The sequence below is a fragment of the Pseudoalteromonas tunicata genome (assembly GCF_002310815.1).
In the GTDB taxonomy this organism is placed as follows: Bacteria; Pseudomonadota; Gammaproteobacteria; order Enterobacterales; family Alteromonadaceae; genus Pseudoalteromonas; species Pseudoalteromonas tunicata.
Map to the genome: position 1 here is coordinate 65,785 of NZ_CP011032.1, position 17,136 is coordinate 82,920.

Genomic DNA, 17,136 nt, shown 5'->3' on the forward strand with positions numbered 1-17,136 from the left:
TTACATTATTTACGGGTTAAAAATACCCCTGATTCGATATGGTGGGTATAAGGAAATTGATCAAAAATAGCAAAGCGCTCAACCTTATGGGTTTGCGTTAACACTTCTAAATCGCGCTCTAGCGTTTGCGGGTTACACGAAATATAAATAATATTGTCGTAATTTTGCACTAAACGAGTGGTACCCTCATCCAAACCTGCGCGTGGCGGATCAACTAAAATACTTTGGCAATTGTAGCTTTTTAAATCGATGCCTTTGAGGCGCGAAAACTCTTTCTCACCTTTCATTGCTTCGGTAAATTCTTCACTCGACATTCTAATAATATCAAGATTTGTGATTTTGTTTTCAGCAATATTGAATTGAGCTGAAGCAACCGATGATTTTGATATTTCAGTGGCAAGTACACGGTTAAATGCAGGCGCTAAAGCAATCGAGAAATTACCATTACCGCAATACAACTCTAGTAAATCGTTAGAAAGGTTTTGGCTAATATCCAGCGCCCATTCAAGCATTTTTTGATTCACTTTTGCATTAGGTTGCGTAAAGCTATTTTCTACTTGTTGATAAACAAGCTGTTTACCAGCGACAGTGAGTTTCTCGACCACATATTCTTTACCTAAAGCAATTTTTTGTTTGCGTGCACGGCCGATAAAGTCGATGTTAAATTCGCCAGATAATTTATTTTTTAGCTCTTTTATTGCTGTAAGCCACTCATCATCTAATGCTTTGTGGTACAGCATGCTCACTAATATTTCGCCACTGAGAGTCGATAAATAATCAATTTGAAATAGTTTTCTACGCAGGACTTCTTTCGTTTTCAGCTCAGCAATTAGTCGCGGCATTAAAGCAAAAATAAGAGGTGCAGCAGGGTCGAACTGCTCTACTCGGATTTTTTCTTTGCTTTGTTGATCAAACATGATGTGGAATAAGTCTTCACCATCATGCCAAACGCGAAATTCTGCACGTTGACGATAATGCTTTTCTTCAGATGCGAATACTTCAAGGTCGTTAACCCCAAAACGAGCAAATTGAGCTGCAATAGTGTGTTTTTTCTCATTGAGCTGTTGTTCATAAAGTGCGGGATTAATTGTGATGACTGCCATCGGTGTGCCTCTGTTTTATTTCGTCGCGCTATTTTATGGAGCAAGGATGATTTGTCTAGTACTATTACCATTCAATCCTAAGCATTTGAGCTCAGTTTATGAATTTATATCGTATAAAAAATACTCATAAACTGCTTAAGTTATATTTAGTTTAGCCGATAATAATTCTATAAAGCGTATAGGAGAAAGATCATGAAAATTGGTCTGCCAGGGTTTCAGCCAGCTACCTTGTATAATAACTTCGTTAAAACACAAGTTAAACAAAGTGATAGCTCAGCTTTACCACAACAGAATTATCAAAGTGATGCCAAAGGCATCGCTGCAAAAGTAATGCAAAACAAATTAGCTGACGCACTTTCAATGCCTGAAAATATAAAAGCCAAAAATGAATCGCTTTTTGACTTTGAAGAAGTGGCTAAAAATGTCTTAGGATTTGTAAAAGGTGCGGTACTAAAAGCGAAAAATGATGGTGCAGATGAATCGAAATTACGCAGCATGTTAGATGAAGCTAAAAAAGGTATTGCTATTGGCATTGAAGATGCGAAACATGAACTAGAAGATGCAGGCTTTTTAACTGATGATATTAAAGAGGGGATTAAACAAAGTGATGCCCTTATGTCTGATGGCCTTGATAAGTTTGCGCAAGGGTTATTTAAAACACCTCAAAAAGATATTTATAGTAATTATCGTCAAGCGAGTCAGTACAGTTTAAGTAATGGCGCTCAGCTCAGTATTAAAACACTTGATGGTGATGAAATTAAAATTACTTTTAATGCCGAATATGCAGAAGCTGATCGATTAACATTAAATGTAGATGATCAAGGTAAGCGCATGGCTATGGAGTCGTCATCTGCGTTTAGTTATGGTTTCTCTTTAGAAATTAATGGTGAAATTGATGAAGAAGAGCAGCAGGCAATTAATGCTTTAATGGAAGATTTACAAGGCGTGAGTGATTTGTTTTTTAATGGTGATTTAGATCAAGCATTTAATAAAGCAACTGAGCTTTCAATGGACCCATCACAATTAGCTGGTTTCTCAATGAACTTACAGCAAACTGAAATGATGAGCAGTGTAAAAGAATATCAGCGTAATATTCCTGGTAGCAATATAGCTGAGCAATTAAAGCCGCTTAATGAAGGCTTAGGGCAAGCTTTTACTCAAGCGAAATCTTTAAAGATAGATGCTCAGTTAGTTGGTTTAATTGAATGGTTGAATCAGGATAAAGATTCTAAACAGCTCAATACGTTACTTGAATATACTAAAGTAGTGTTTGAGCAATATTCATTGTTAGATCAAGAAACAAACAAAGCAGATAAAAAAGCAGAGTAATACTCCTCTATAGTTCACAATAAAAATGTGGCAGACTAATTACTAGTTGTTTAGGAGTGATTAGTTTGCAACCTCATATCGTTGTTTTTGATTCTGGCATTGGTGGTACTACGGTACTTGAGCATATCCAAGCCGCTTATCCTTTCGCGCAGTATTCTTATTTAATGGATAATCTCTTCATGCCTTATGGTAATTTAACGATTGAGGTTCTGCAGCAGCGTTTACTCGCCAAGCTTAAAACAGTACAAGAGCAGTTTGTAAAAATAGATATTATAGTTATTGCATGCAATACAGCTAGCACACAAACACTCGACTTTCTGCGTTCTTATACTGATATTCCTATTGTTGGTGTTGTACCAGCTATCAAGCCCGCTTGCTTACAAAGCTCAACAGGGTCTGTTGGATTATTAGCCACGCCCGGTACAATCAAAAACGTTTATACCCAGAGTTTAATTAATGCGCATTCAAATAATGTAAAGGTGCATTTATACGGTTCTACGCGGTTGGTCAGTTTAGCTGAAGATAAATTTTGGTTCGGAGTTGTTTCGATTGACGATGTTGCCGAAGAATTGGAGCGCCTTAAAATTGAACAGAGTATTGATCATTTAATTTTAGGTTGTACTCATTTCCCATTCTTAAAAAGTGAGTTGGCTCAATTATTATCTCCTTCTATGAAAATAATTGATTCTGGAGCTGCGATTGCAAATCGTGTGAGTTTCCTACTTTCTGAAAATGGATGGGTAAAAGATGATGCTCAAAATGAAGTAATAAAAAAGCCGCTGCGTTATTACGCAACGGCTCCAACTTTATCTAATAAAATAACAGTTGAGCAGATTAAGCTGATTGATCCACAGTTTCATCATTAAACTGGTTATCACCATCTTCACTTTTCTGCTTTGCTTCACGAACTTTTAAAGTGCGTTGTTGGAATTCAAAGTCGTTCAATGAGTTTATAGTGTTTGCTGCATCTTTCTCTGCAACTTCAACAAAACCAAATCCACGACGTTTACCAGTGTTTTTATCTTTGAGTAAACGAACAGAGAAAACTTTGCCATGTTCTTCAAACAACTCACGCACAATACCCTCATTTGCTCTGTAAGGCAGATTGCCAACATAAAGCGTTTTAGTTTTAACTTTTTCTTCTTCAACATCAGCAGTAGATAAAGAAGCAACCACTAAACCACCAATTAAGAGACCGAGAGCTAAAAACACAGAACCGTTTAATGCAAGGCTAGATAGTAGAAACTCAGCAATAACAAAGCCTACTACGGCAAGTATAACAGAAGAAATAATAGATTTTTGATTAGGGAAATTCATAATGGGTTACCAATATACAAAAAATAAACATTAAATTAACAATAAGAAGATTCATATCTTATCCATATAAATAAACATAGCAACCTAATTGGTTAAAAAATCTATCATAGAATCTGATTTGCTTGTTTTAAATTAAGTGAACTGCATTCTTTTTAAGCTTTCGGTATGTTATTTGTTCGAACGATTCGTTTTTATAAGTTTTTCTTAAAATAACGCTTGCCAAAAAAGTTCGCCGCCCTATAATGCGACCCCACTGACACGGCAGCACACCACGCCTAGCGGAGTATGAGGGTTGAGTCAGAGAGTTAAGTAAAACTTAGTTTGTTTCGAAAGAATTTAAAATTAAGTGTTGACTTGAAAAGTGAAACGTTTATTATAGCGCTCCACTTCGCAGCACGCTCTTAGAGTTGGCGCTGCAACGTTCTTTAACAATTTAAGCAATCATCTGTGTGGGCACTCGTACAGGTTGAGTTCTAACAGCTTAGTTCAAAACTTCGGTTTTGAATGAAGCAAAAAATTTAGAGTCTCAATAATGAATGAGTGGCTATACAGTCAATTTGATTTCACTTTCTCTTTTTATTAAGTGTTGTGGAAACAAAAATCAGAATTCATTGAGCAGTCGAAAGACTAAAAACTTTTAATTGAAGAGTTTGATCATGGCTCAGATTGAACGCTGGCGGCAGGCCTAACACATGCAAGTCGAGCGGTAGCACAGAGAAACTTGTTTCTTGGGTGACGAGCGGCGGACGGGTGAGTAATGCTTGGGAACATGCCTTTAGGTGGGGGACAACAGTTGGAAACGACTGCTAATACCGCATGATGTCTACGGACCAAAGTGGGGGACCTTCGGGCCTCACGCCTAAAGATTGGCCCAAGTGGGATTAGCTAGTTGGTGAGGTAATGGCTCACCAAGGCAACGATCTCTAGCTGGTTTGAGAGGATGATCAGCCACACTGGAACTGAGACACGGTCCAGACTCCTACGGGAGGCAGCAGTGGGGAATATTGCACAATGGGCGAAAGCCTGATGCAGCCATGCCGCGTGTGTGAAGAAGGCCTTCGGGTTGTAAAGCACTTTCAGTCAGGAGGAAAGGTTACGTTTTAATAGAACGTAGCTGTGACGTTACTGACAGAAGAAGCACCGGCTAACTCCGTGCCAGCAGCCGCGGTAATACGGAGGGTGCGAGCGTTAATCGGAATTACTGGGCGTAAAGCGTACGCAGGCGGTTGATTAAGCGAGATGTGAAAGCCCCGGGCTCAACCTGGGAACTGCATTTCGAACTGGTCAACTAGAGTGTGATAGAGGGTGGTAGAATTTCAGGTGTAGCGGTGAAATGCGTAGAGATCTGAAGGAATACCGATGGCGAAGGCAGCCACCTGGGTCAACACTGACGCTCATGTACGAAAGCGTGGGGAGCAAACAGGATTAGATACCCTGGTAGTCCACGCCGTAAACGATGTCTACTAGAAGCTGGGGTCCTCGGACAACTTTTTCAAAGCTAACGCATTAAGTAGACCGCCTGGGGAGTACGGCCGCAAGGTTAAAACTCAAATGAATTGACGGGGGCCCGCACAAGCGGTGGAGCATGTGGTTTAATTCGATGCAACGCGAAGAACCTTACCTACACTTGACATCCAGAGAAATCGCTAGAGATAGCTTTGTGCCTTCGGGAACTCTGAGACAGGTGCTGCATGGCTGTCGTCAGCTCGTGTTGTGAGATGTTGGGTTAAGTCCCGCAACGAGCGCAACCCCTATCCTTAGTTGCCAGCGAGTAATGTCGGGAACTCTAAGGAGACTGCCGGTGATAAACCGGAGGAAGGTGGGGACGACGTCAAGTCATCATGGCCCTTACGTGTAGGGCTACACACGTGCTACAATGGCGAGTACAGAGGGCAGCAAGCTAGCGATAGTGAGCGAATCCCTTAAAGCTCGTCGTAGTCCGGATTGGAGTCTGCAACTCGACTCCATGAAGTCGGAATCGCTAGTAATCGCAAATCAGAATGTTGCGGTGAATACGTTCCCGGGCCTTGTACACACCGCCCGTCACACCATGGGAGTGGGTTGCACCAGAAGTAGCTAGCTTAACCTTCGGGAGGGCGGTTACCACGGTGTGATTCATGACTGGGGTGAAGTCGTAACAAGGTAGCCCTAGGGGAACCTGGGGCTGGATCACCTCCTTATCACGATTTAGAACTGATTTGTTCGTAGTGTCCACACAGATGATTGTTCGTAAGTAACGAGAACACTATTGTTTGGGTCTGTAGCTCAGTTGGTTAGAGCGCACCCCTGATAAGGGTGAGGTCGGCAGTTCGAATCTGCCCAGACCCACCACTTTACTCCTCCCAGGGTTAAGTGGTACACAATAAAACAATTTAGTGGGGCTATAGCTCAGCTGGGAGAGCGCCTGCCTTGCACGCAGGAGGTCAGCAGTTCGATCCTGCTTAGCTCCACCACTTCTACTTTTCAAAACTAAAGATACTTTATTAAGTATGGTTAGATTTGAGAAGTTATTCTCATGCTCTTTAAAAATTTGGAAAGCTGATAGAAAAAATTCTTTGAATCGAAAGATTCGAAAGAGTTTTCAAAAGTAAAATTATGCCATTTGCATCGAAAGATGTGATTGGTGTCTACTTTAGTATTCAATATTTAACTTCTGGCGAAGTTTAAATCAGTCCTTTATGTATAACTCAAACTATTTTGGGTTGTATGGTTAAGTGACTAAGCGTACACGGTGGATGCCTTGGCAGTTGGAGGCGATGAAGGACGTATTAACTTGCGATAAGCCTAGTCAAGCTAGTAAAAGGCGCTTGAGACTAGGATTTCCGAATGGGGAAACCCAGTGAGTTTACTCACTATCATATAGTGAATACATAGCTATATGAGGCGAACGCGGAGAACTGAAACATCTAAGTACCCGTAGGAAAAGAAATCAACCGAGATTCCGGAAGTAGCGGCGAGCGAAACCGGAGCAGCCCTTAAGTTTATTTGTGATTAGTGGAATGTTCTGGAAAGGACAGCGGCACAGGGTGATAGCCCCGTACACGAAAATCTATAGTAAGTGAAATCGAGTAGGTCGGGACACGTGTTATCTTGACTGAATATGGGGGGACCATCCTCCAAGGCTAAATACTCCCAACTGACCGATAGTGAACCAGTACCGTGAGGGAAAGGCGAAAAGAACCCCTGTGAGGGGAGTGAAATAGAACCTGAAACCGTGTACGTACAAGCAGTAGGAGCACCTTCGTGGTGTGACTGCGTACCTTTTGTATAATGGGTCAGCGACTTATATTTTGTAGCGAGGTTAACCAATTAGGGGAGCCGTAGGGAAACCGAGTCTTAACTGGGCGTATAGTTGCAAGGTATAGACCCGAAACCCGGTGATCTAGCCATGGGCAGGTTGAAGGTTGAGTAACATCAACTGGAGGACCGAACCCACTAACGTTGAAAAGTTAGGGGATGACTTGTGGCTAGGAGTGAAAGGCTAATCAAACCGGGAGATAGCTGGTTCTCCCCGAAATCTATTTAGGTAGAGCCTCGGACGAATACTTACGGGGGTAGAGCACTGTTAAGGCTAGGGGGTCATCCCGACTTACCAACCCTTTGCAAACTCCGAATACCGTAAAGTACTATCCGGGAGACACACGGCGGGTGCTAACGTCCGTCGTGAAGAGGGAAACAACCCAGAGCGCCATCTAAGGTCCCAAAGTGTATGTTAAGTGGGAAACGATGTGGAAAGGCCCAGACAGCCAGGAGGTTGGCTTAGAAGCAGCCATCCTTTAAAGAAAGCGTAATAGCTCACTGGTCGAGTCGGTCTGCGCGGAAGATGTAACGGGGCTAAACATACCACCGAAGATGCGCCTGCGTACTTTGTATGCGGGGTAGGGGAGCGTTCTGTAAGCCGTTGAAGGTGATTCGAGAGGGTTGCTGGAGGTATCAGAAGTGCGAATGCTGACATAAGTAACGATAATGGGAGTGAAAAACTCCCACGCCGGAAGACCAAGGGTTCCTATCCCATGTTAATCAGGGTAGGGTGAGTCGACCCCTAAGGCGAGGCGGAAACGCGTAGTCGATGGGAAACGGGTTAATATTCCCGTACTCGGCATGAATGCGATGGGGAGACGGAGCAGGCTAGGCAGGCATGGCGTTGGTTGTCCATGTGAAAGTAAGTAGGTTGGAGACTTAGGTAAATCCGGGTTTCCTTAAGACTGAGATACGAGACGAGCTACTACGGTAGTGAAGTTGTTGATGCCATACTTCCAGGAAAATCCTCTAAGCTTCAGTTCATGAAGAATCGTACCCCAAACCGACACAGGTGGTCAGGTAGAGAATACTAAGGCGCTTGAGAGAACTCGGGTGAAGGAACTAGGCAAAATAGTACCGTAACTTCGGGAGAAGGTACGCTGCTGATGGTGAAGGGACTTGCTCCCGGAGCTATTGGCAGTCACAGTAACCAGGTGGCTGGAACTGTTTATTAAAAACACAGCACTGTGCAAAATCGCAAGATGACGTATACGGTGTGACGCCTGCCCGGTGCCGGAAGGTTAATTGATGGGGTTAGCGGCAACGCGAAGCTCTTGATCGAAGCCCCGGTAAACGGCGGCCGTAACTATAACGGTCCTAAGGTAGCGAAATTCCTTGTCGGGTAAGTTCCGACCTGCACGAATGGCGTAATCATGGCCACGCTGTCTCCACCCGAGACTCAGTGAAATTGAAATCGCAGTGAAGATGCTGTGTACCCGCGGCTAGACGGAAAGACCCCGTGAACCTTTACTATAGCTTGGCACTGAACATTGAACCTACATGTGTAGGATAGGTGGGAGACTTTGAAGCAGAAACGCTAGTTCTTGTGGAGTCGTCCTTGAAATACCACCCTTGTAGTTTTGATGTTCTAACGTAGGTCCCTAATCGGGATTGCGGACAGTGCCTGGTGGGTAGTTTGACTGGGGCGGTCTCCTCCTAAAGAGTAACGGAGGAGCACGAAGGTTTGCTAAGTACGGTCGGACATCGTACGGTTAGTGTAATGGTAGAAGCAAGCTTAACTGCGAGACGGACAAGTCGAGCAGGTACGAAAGTAGGTCATAGTGATCCGGTGGTTCTGAATGGAAGGGCCATCGCTCAACGGATAAAAGGTACTCCGGGGATAACAGGCTGATACCGCCCAAGAGTTCATATCGACGGCGGTGTTTGGCACCTCGATGTCGGCTCATCACATCCTGGGGCTGAAGTCGGTCCCAAGGGTATGGCTGTTCGCCATTTAAAGTGGTACGCGAGCTGGGTTTAGAACGTCGTGAGACAGTTCGGTCCCTATCTGCCGTGGGCGTTTGAGAATTGAGAGGGGTTGCTCCTAGTACGAGAGGACCGGAGTGAACGAACCGCTGGTGTTCGGGTTGTCATGCCAATGGCACTGCCCGGTAGCTACGTTCGGAATCGATAAGCGCTGAAAGCATCTAAGCGCGAAGCGAGCCTCGAGATGAGTTCTCACTAGAGCTATAAGCTCTCTGAAGGGCCGTTGGAGACTACAACGTTGATAGGTTGGGTGTGGAAGCGCTGTGAGGCGTTAAGCTAACCAATACTAATTACCCGTGAGGCTTAACCATACAACGCCAAAGTGGTTTGTATGAAGCACTGAAGAACAAGCAAGAAGTTAAATAGCACTGAAGTAGACGAATTTGAATATCAGCCTTCCGAATTTTAGTTAATTGCGAGAGCGATTAACGAACCAGATTTGCTTGGTGACAATAGCGTTTTGGACCCACCTGATCCCATTCCGAACTCAGTAGTGAAACGAAACAGCGCCGATGGTAGTGTGGGGTTACCCATGTGAGAGTAGGACATCGCCAGGCTCCCAATTCAAAGAAAGCCTCTGAGAAATCAGAGGTTTTTTTGCTTTTGGCTTTTAAAAAATAAAGCTTTATACCACAGTGCTTTTTAGCTCCAAATCTTCGGTTATGGGTTTAAATATGGCACTTGAGTCGATAATGACACTATGGTGCTTATCCATTTTGATTAAGCCGCGCATCATATTGCGAGTTTGTGGGTCGATATCAAAGCCGATGCTGGTTAGTTTATCCAGAGGCTTAATTTCCGATGCGTCAACACTGACACTATCCTCAACCTTGTCTACTAATAGCCCGATATGAGGGTTTTGCCCATCTTTTGTTGTGAAAATAATAATAGGCTTATAATCAAGGACCACTTGCTCCCTTGCCGATTCAAATAATCTAAGTAGTAAAGTAAATGTAGTACGTCTTTCGGTTGCTAGAATTTCTTGTGCTTGTTTCTTTTGACCTTGTTTAACCATGTTAATTAAGCTATCTGCAAGTGAGTGGATTTTTTTATGTGGTTCATCAAACCGGCTTAATATAGCGCTGAGATCTTCATTATCTGTTTTAAAATTATCGTACCATTTTCCAAAGGCACATTGATGCGGATCTCTTGCTAAAGAAAATGGTGTATTATTCTCAATGCTGTTTTCTAACTCTTTGAACCATTGCAGATGGTCTTTTTCTCTAGTTTGAAGCAGCTCGGCTAAATTGGCGTTACTGACATGAGTAGACTCGTTATTTAAAATTAGTCCTAAATCAAAGATAGGTGTTGGAGTACCCATATAATCCTTCACACCAATAAAACTTTTATTATTGTTTGGTAATGCTGTGAGGTTATTTTCGAATCGCTCAGTGAGAAGAATATCTAATATTTTTAATGCGATAGTTTTCTGGCCAACTTTAAAATTGATAAAGTCCATTAGTCCCTCGTTGGATTCACTTTTGTTATTGCTAAAGCATAGAACAGTCTTTTAAATATGCTTTAAAAATTACATGTTTTTAATATGTTGTATTTAACATCAGTGAATAAAACCTTTACCCTAGATAGCATCTTACTATTTGAGTCAAATTGATGAAAAAAATATCTATTGCCCTTTCTTTATTATTTATTACAAGTTCTTTATGCGCAGCGACTTTAACAATTGAAGAGCAACGAATCGATAAAGCGATGATTGCATTGCCACACCTTAGTCAAAAAATAGAGCAAACTGAGCGTAAAGCGCTAGATATTTTAAATCAAAAGAACTATGAAGCCGTCCGTCAGGACTTATATCGGTTTGGTGAATCTTTGTGGCAAAGTGAAGTAAATAATGTTCAGCAAGGCCGTTTAGATGATAGGGATCTATATTGGCAGCGTTTAAATGTTATTAAGGCCCTTAAACAACGGGGTGCTCAGTTTAGTAATCAAGAGCTTGATGCTTTAGTTGAAGTATTTGAAAATAGCAGTCGAGGCCGTACAGAGTTAGAGTTTACTGAGCCTGCAATGAAAAAAATCTTGATCACAGGTTTTGATCCGTTTTTGCTAGATAGAAATATCGCACAAAGCAATCCATCGGGTATTGCTGCGTTATTATTAGACGGCCAAGTGATAGAGCATAACGGGATAAAAGCGCAAATTAATACATTAATGGTACCGGTTCGATATAAGGATTTTGATGATGGTGAGATTGAGTCAGCTTTAGCGCCATTTTATGCGTTAAATAACATTGATTTAATTGCCACAATTTCGATGGGTAGATCTGATTTTGATTTAGAGCATTTCCCTGGTCGCAGACGAAGTGTAACAACGCCAGACAATCTTAATGTACTTACTGGAGCTAATCCTTCATCCCCTATAATTCCTTTACTAACAGGGCAAGTATTGGCTGGGCCTGAGTTTGTGCAATTTAGTTTACCTTATACAGCAATGCAGCAAGCAAAGGGTAATTATAAGATAAATGATAATCGAGAAGTGCACACTTTGAATAAGCAATTTTCGCCAACTCAAATTCATGAACTTAAAAATGAAATAGCTGTTGAAGGTGGTGGTGGTGGCTATCTATCAAATGAGATTTCTTATCGTAGTATAAGGTTAAAAAATTTGATGGGCTCAACTATTCCAACTGGGCATATTCATACCCCAAGAATTATTGAGTTTGATGAGAAAACAAATCAGGCAGTGATGAATCAAATAATAGAAATGTTAAAGCTATCACTAAGTCAAATTTAGTTATTTATTGATGCAAAAACTTGGTTTAACCCTTGACTAGTTTGAGGGTTAAATTCGATGATTAAATCATCTAAAGTAAAGGTTTGTGTTTTTAACATTGTTAGCAGGCATTGCTGAGTTAATTCCTCGCCGCATTTTTTTGCAGCCTCAACAAAAAGCATCGCACTTAAATACCCTTCAAAATTAATATGGTTTAATTCTTCAGCTTTTGCTTTTTTCATTTGCGCGCGGAATGACTTACAAATTTTCATGGTGCAACTTTTTGGGTTTGGAACCACTTCAGTTACGAGTACGTGACTACTATATTTTAATTTCTTAAATAGCTCATCACTTGAAGCAAAAGAGACGGTTGTGAAAACGGGTTTAAAATCTCGCTCATAACTTGCATTAATGAATTCGCTTAAAGGCTCGGTTGTTCCTACTAAAACAATCGCATTAACATTATGTTGGATTAATGTTGTTAAGGCTGCATCAATGTCGGTAGTGTTGCGCTTAAAGCGCGTAATTACGATAGGTTGTGAGCCTAGCATGCTAAGCGCTTCATTAATTTCATTTTCGACACTTAAGCCAAATTCATCTGCTTGAATTAATAGACCAATATTTTTAAGCTTAAGTTGATTAAGGAGATAGTTGACCTGGTACTGTATTTCTTGATGGTAACTTGCCCGTAAATTGTAAACATTCTTTTTATCTGGAGTGCGTAAAAATGAAGCGCCAGTCATTGGCATTAAGTATGGGATTTGACTGCTTTCTAATAAAGGTAAAATGGAATGGGATGTCGGGGTTCCGACATAACCAAACAATGCAAAAACACTTTTAGTAAGTAAAAAAGAGCGAGTATTTTCTACGGTTTGTAATGGCTCATAACCATCATCTAAGCTCAAAAGCTCTATTTTTTTACCATTTATTCCGCCTTGGAGATTGACGGCATTAAAGTGAGTAACAGCACCAAGCTTAAATTGCTGGCCTAAATTTGCAGAAGGGCCACTTTGTGGATTAGACATGCCAATTGTTATTTTGTCGGCGCTAATACCGAACTCTGCTTGGCCTGCAAAGCTTAAAAAAAATAAACAGAAGTAATAAAAATAACGTTTCAAATTAGCACTCAAGGTTGGTAAACCATTCTAACAAAGCGTGCTTAATAGCTGCTTGTAATTTTTTTAGACCACCAAAATTTGAAATTTTTTCAATCTGTTGTGGTGATTTATTTTGTAATATTAGCCTAGTTAATAAAAGTTGCGTTGCTTCAGTGCAGTTTTTTAAAGCTGCTGGCTGTTGCCACATCACACGCCAGCAACAGGCAAAATGATCTGCTAATTGACTTGGTATAATGCAAAGTTGCGATATTGCTACTAAGTCGTCTGGTTCAGATTGATTGTGAGGTAATTGTTCTATTAACTCAATCAGTAATTTTGGTTCAATATGTTGCAAGTAATGTAAGCAATTTAGTGGAAAGTCTCGGTTAAACCTTTGCTTTAGTTGATTTATTTCGAGTTGCAATCCTGTGATGGGCTTTATAACTAAGCAAGCATGCTCAGCGCTAATGCTGTCTTTTTTAAAGCCAAGCTTGATAACTTGATAATCTTGTTTCATCCAAAAATGCACCAATACTGGATAGGCGCCAAAACTTGCGCCGATTGCTGCAACATTTGTAGCTACGTGTGTTTCAATAAAGCTTAATAGCTGTTGACCGATATTTTGACTCTGAAAATATGGGTGGACTGCAATGCGAACAATGCGCGCTAAAGGCTCAGTTAAAAAGCATTGCTGTTGTTTTATCTGAGCAACAGACTGTGCGAGTAAATGGCCTTGTGGCCTTCGTTTACCTGCCACAATTGCCGAGCTTAATTCGTTACTGAGCTCGCCTTCAATTGCAACTAGCGCGGTTGCAATAACCTCTTCTTGATGTGCAACCACAAAAATACGAAGATTGGCTGCATCGAGTAAATGGCGAAAATCATTGGCCGATGTTTGGTAATGTGCAAGTACTAACAATGCAAAAGTTTGCTGTAACAGCGGTTCATTTTCACAAAGGGTTGCTTGGCTAACCTCACTAAATTGTAGCGGTGCAGTGAGCTGTTTAAGCTCGGTGCAGTCTGCATTTAAACCTAATAACTGGTTAATGTTTATCTCTAAGGGGTCATTGCTGGCAAAGCGAATCGGCTCATCTAAATGGACAAAGCGGCTGTCAGGAAAATGTTGTTTTAAGTAAGGGCAAAACCGTAAAGTAAAACCACGGCCTGTACCTTCATATCCATGAATAGTGGTGGCAAAAATGATGCGATTAAATCGCTTGAGTAACTCAATCAGAATAGGAACAGGTAAAGAGGCTGCCTCATCCACAAATAAAATATCAGCAGTTATCGCTTGGCTGATTAGCTGATCGGGGGGGATGTAACGAAAGAGGGGTGACTCAGCTTGAGCGCTAAACTGCGTTTGCATTGCAAAATGGTTAAATGCACTTTCAACAGCCCGGCGCTGGCTTGTTGTTATAACGACGTTTTTACCCTGATTGACTAATTGCGCTGCGGCAAGTCCTAGAGCTGAAGATTTCCCTCGTCCACGATCAGCGGTGAGCAATAAGGGACGATTAGCCCGACCTAAACTGTGTTTTATAATCATTTCAACAGCAGCTTGTTGTTGCTCGGTTTGTATTTCGCGAGCTTGCACTTCAATTTTTGGGATATTTAAACCAAGTGCTTGATCAAAAGAAATATGTGCTAGTTTGCTAAGTTGCGAGGCGAAACGTTGATTAAAGTGACTGTGTTGATTGAGTTGTTCGGCTGATTGAAAAATATAAAAGCTGGGATCTTTAAAATCACACAGTTGTTTGTATTCGGGTAGCAATAAAATAAGTAAACCGCCAGCGGTTATTGTGCCGCTGAGCGCTGCCAGTTTATCGGGGCTGATCCCTGAAAAACCATCGTACACAGCAAAATCAAATTCTTGCCCCAATAACTGGTGTGTATGTTCTGGCCATTGGGCGTTTGTTAACTCATTGTGTGTACTTAAAATAATTTGTTTGCCGAGTAAAACAGGCAATAGGTCATTAGCTTGCTGATAGCACCAGAGGTGCTCGCCACTTACAACAAGCAGTTGTCGGTGGCGGTTTTGTTTTAACTGAGCTAGGTAAGGGCTTAGCTGATTAAGCTCAGTCATTTTTAGAGGCTCTGTAGGCGAGCGTAAGCTGTTACCAGCCATTTGGTGCCTACATCATCAAAGGCCACTTGTATGCGTGATTGTGCGCCAGTACCTTCGTAATTAAGTACCGTGCCTTCGCCAAATTTAGTATGCAAAACACGTTGGCCTAAATTAAAACCAGTATCTTCGAATGCTGCATGGCTCATGGTAGCGCTGAAACGATTGGTCGCTTGTGGGCGAGTGACCTGAGTTCTAATTCTGATTTCTTCAACACAGGCTTCTGGGATTTCTCGTAAAAAACGAGAAGGGCTATGATATTTTTCTTGGCCATATAAGCGACGAGTCTCTGCATGGCTAATATAGAGTTTTTCCATAGCGCGAGTCATGCCAACATAACAAAGACGGCGTTCTTCTTCGAGTCGACCAGACTCTTCGTTACTTTGTTGAGAAGGAAACATCCCTTCTTCAACGCCTGCCATAAATACGAGTGGAAATTCAAGCCCCTTCGCTGAGTGTAAGGTCATCATTTGCACTGCATCTTCGTGCTCTTCGGCTTGACCCTCACCTGATTCAAGCGCGGTATAAGATAAAAAGCCGGTTAAAGGGGATGCAAACTCTTCTTCGTTAGGAAGTTCAAACTGACTACACGCATTAATAAGCTCTTCTAAGTTTTCAACTCGAGCTTGCCCTTTTTCACCTTTTTCAGCTTGGTACATCGCCATTAAGCCTGAGGTATGAATCGCTTGTTTAGCTTGCTCTTCAAGGGGTAAATCAATACTAACTTTTTCAACTTTCTCTATAAGCTCAATAAAGCTGTTGACTGCATTGGCAGCGCGGCCAGTTAAATGTTTATGCTCAATAAGTGCTTTTGCAGCATACCAAAGCGGAATAGATTCGTTACGCGCACAATCACGAATTAAGCTTAAGGTGCGTTCACCAATACCACGCGTAGGAGTATTGATTACGCGTTCAAACGCTGCATCGTCTTGGCGATTACTGACTAAACGTAAATACGAAAGAGCATCTTTGATTTCTTGGCGTTCAAAAAATCGCATGCCTCCGTAAATACGATATTTGAGACCTTCTTGCAGTAATGCTTCTTCTAAAATACGCGATTGAGCATTATTACGATATAAAATAGCGGCATCTTGCAAGGCGTTACCCGCATTGAGCCAAGTCTTGATTTTACCAACAATAAAGCGGGCCTCATCGAGTTCGTTATAAGCCGCATAAATTGAGATAGGGTCGCCTTCGCTGCCTTCGGTCCAAAGGCTTTTGCCCATTCGTTCTGAATTATTTGCAATTAATGCATTGGCTGCGGTTAATATGGTGCTTGTTGAGCGGTAGTTTTGCTCAAGACGAATGGTTTGCGCATCAAAATCAGTTAAGAAGCGGCGAATATTTTCGATTTTTGCACCACGCCAGCCATAAATACTTTGATCATCATCCCCAACGATCATCACATTCCCGCCTGTGCCAGCAATGAGTTTTAACCAAGCATATTGGATGGTATTGGTATCTTGAAACTCGTCAACCAACATGTGTGGGAAACGTTGTTGATAATGACGTAGCAGCGTAGGACTATTTTTCAGTAACTCATAACAACGTAGTAAAATTTCAGCAAAATCAACTAAACCTGCACGGTCACATGCATCTTGATAGGCGGTATAAACATTTAAAAACATTTGCTCGTTAACATCATATGCCTTGATGTCTTTAGGGCGCAGCGCTTCATCTTTTTTGGCGCTGATGTACCACGAGATTTGTTTTGGCGGCCATTTTTTTTCATCGATGTTCATTGCTTTAAGTAGGCGACGGATCATTCGAATCTGATCATCTGAATCAAGAATTTGAAACGCTTCGGGCAAATGTGCTTCGCGATGATGTGCACGTAAAATACGATGAGCTAAGCCGTGGAAAGTACCAATCCACATGCCGCCAGCAGATGTTTTAAGGGTTTCTTCAACCCGAGAGCGCATTTCTTTAGCTGCTTTATTGGTAAAAGTTACGGCAAAAATACTGTAAGGAGAGGCATTTTCAACTTGCATGAGCCATGCAATACGATGAACCAATACTCGTGTTTTACCTGAGCCCGCGCCCGCTAAAACCAACATATTTTGAAGTGGGGCGGCAACAGCATCACGCTGTTTATCGTTTAAGCCATCAAGTAATTCAGAGACGTCCATCAGTTGACCTTTTTCAATGCTAATGG

The 17,136-nt window shown here is 41.8% G+C and carries 9 protein-coding genes, 2 tRNA genes and 3 rRNA genes; 8 read left to right on the forward strand and 6 right to left on the reverse strand.

The genetic code is table 11. The features are described 5' to 3' along the window. Nucleotides 1–5: 5 nt before the first annotated feature. Nucleotides 6–1,103: a tRNA (uridine(54)-C5)-methyltransferase TrmA gene (gene trmA / locus PTUN_RS00290; protein ID WP_009839354.1), complete on the reverse strand. Its 1,098-nt coding sequence runs from the start codon at nt 1,101–1,103 to the stop codon at nt 6–8. Nucleotides 1,104–1,295: 192 nt separating this feature from the next. Here trmA and PTUN_RS00295 point away from each other — a divergent pair, with 192 nt between their 5' ends. Together PTUN_RS00295 and murI are read left to right on the forward strand one after the other, a co-directional pair. Beyond that, nucleotides 1,296–2,432 (forward strand): DUF5610 domain-containing protein, encoded by a 1,137-nt coding sequence (locus PTUN_RS00295; protein ID WP_009839353.1) that lies wholly within the window; start codon nt 1,296–1,298, stop codon nt 2,430–2,432. A 56-nt stretch (nt 2,433–2,488) separates the two neighbouring features. Then, on the forward strand, nt 2,489–3,298 hold the full coding sequence (murI, locus tag PTUN_RS00300; RefSeq protein WP_009839352.1) for a glutamate racemase: 810 nt from the start codon (nt 2,489–2,491) through the stop codon (nt 3,296–3,298). On the opposite strand, the gene PTUN_RS00305 is transcribed toward murI, so the two are convergent. After that, nucleotides 3,267–3,749 carry an RNA recognition motif domain-containing protein gene (locus PTUN_RS00305; protein WP_009839351.1) on the reverse strand — a complete coding sequence of 161 codons (483 nt, stop codon included), beginning with the start codon at nt 3,747–3,749 and terminating at the stop codon, nt 3,267–3,269. The genes murI and PTUN_RS00305 overlap by 32 nt on opposite strands. A gap of 638 nt (nt 3,750–4,387) precedes the next feature. Here PTUN_RS00305 and PTUN_RS00310 point away from each other — a divergent pair. From PTUN_RS00310 to rrf, 5 genes are all read left to right on the forward strand, one after another. Next, a 16S ribosomal RNA gene (locus PTUN_RS00310) occupies nt 4,388–5,929 on the forward strand. A 74-nt stretch (nt 5,930–6,003) separates the two neighbouring features. Further along, nucleotides 6,004–6,080 (forward strand) — tRNA-Ile (locus tag PTUN_RS00315). Nucleotides 6,081–6,126: 46 nt separating this feature from the next. After that, nucleotides 6,127–6,202: transfer RNA gene (locus PTUN_RS00320), tRNA-Ala, on the forward strand. A gap of 255 nt (nt 6,203–6,457) precedes the next feature. Next, a 23S ribosomal RNA gene (locus PTUN_RS00325) occupies nt 6,458–9,346 on the forward strand. A gap of 131 nt (nt 9,347–9,477) precedes the next feature. After that, nucleotides 9,478–9,592, forward strand: a 5S ribosomal RNA gene (gene rrf / locus PTUN_RS00330). Together the 16S, 23S and 5S rRNA genes with 2 tRNA genes alongside form the textbook arrangement of a ribosomal RNA operon. A 68-nt stretch (nt 9,593–9,660) precedes the next feature. Here the strand turns inward: rrf and PTUN_RS00335 are convergent. Further along, nucleotides 9,661–10,494: a CZB domain-containing protein gene (locus PTUN_RS00335; protein WP_009839291.1), complete on the reverse strand. Its 834-nt coding sequence runs from the start codon at nt 10,492–10,494 to the stop codon at nt 9,661–9,663. Between the two features lie 152 nt (nt 10,495–10,646). Here PTUN_RS00335 and PTUN_RS00340 point away from each other — a divergent pair, with 152 nt between their 5' ends. Beyond that, a complete protein-coding gene (locus PTUN_RS00340) occupies nt 10,647–11,783 on the forward strand; it encodes a hypothetical protein (protein WP_009839290.1) in 1,137 nt (378 codons plus the stop codon). On the opposite strand, the gene PTUN_RS00345 is transcribed toward PTUN_RS00340, so the two are convergent. From PTUN_RS00345 to uvrD, 3 genes are read right to left on the reverse strand one after another with little or no spacing between them, the layout of a single operon-like run. Then, nucleotides 11,780–12,892: an ABC transporter substrate-binding protein gene (locus PTUN_RS00345; protein WP_009839289.1), complete on the reverse strand. Its 1,113-nt coding sequence runs from the start codon at nt 12,890–12,892 to the stop codon at nt 11,780–11,782. The two genes, PTUN_RS00340 and PTUN_RS00345, sit on opposite strands and share 4 nt — an antisense overlap. Next, nucleotides 12,882–14,984, reverse strand: a complete 2,103-nt coding sequence (locus tag PTUN_RS00350) for a tRNA(Met) cytidine acetyltransferase TmcA (RefSeq protein ID WP_009839288.1) — start codon at nt 14,982–14,984, stop codon at nt 12,882–12,884. Before PTUN_RS00350 ends, PTUN_RS00345 begins: the two co-directional genes overlap by 11 nt. Further along, nucleotides 14,945–17,110: a DNA helicase II gene (uvrD, locus tag PTUN_RS00355; RefSeq protein ID WP_009839287.1), complete on the reverse strand. Its 2,166-nt coding sequence runs from the start codon at nt 17,108–17,110 to the stop codon at nt 14,945–14,947. Before uvrD ends, PTUN_RS00350 begins: the two co-directional genes overlap by 40 nt. Nucleotides 17,111–17,136 lie beyond the last annotated feature (26 nt).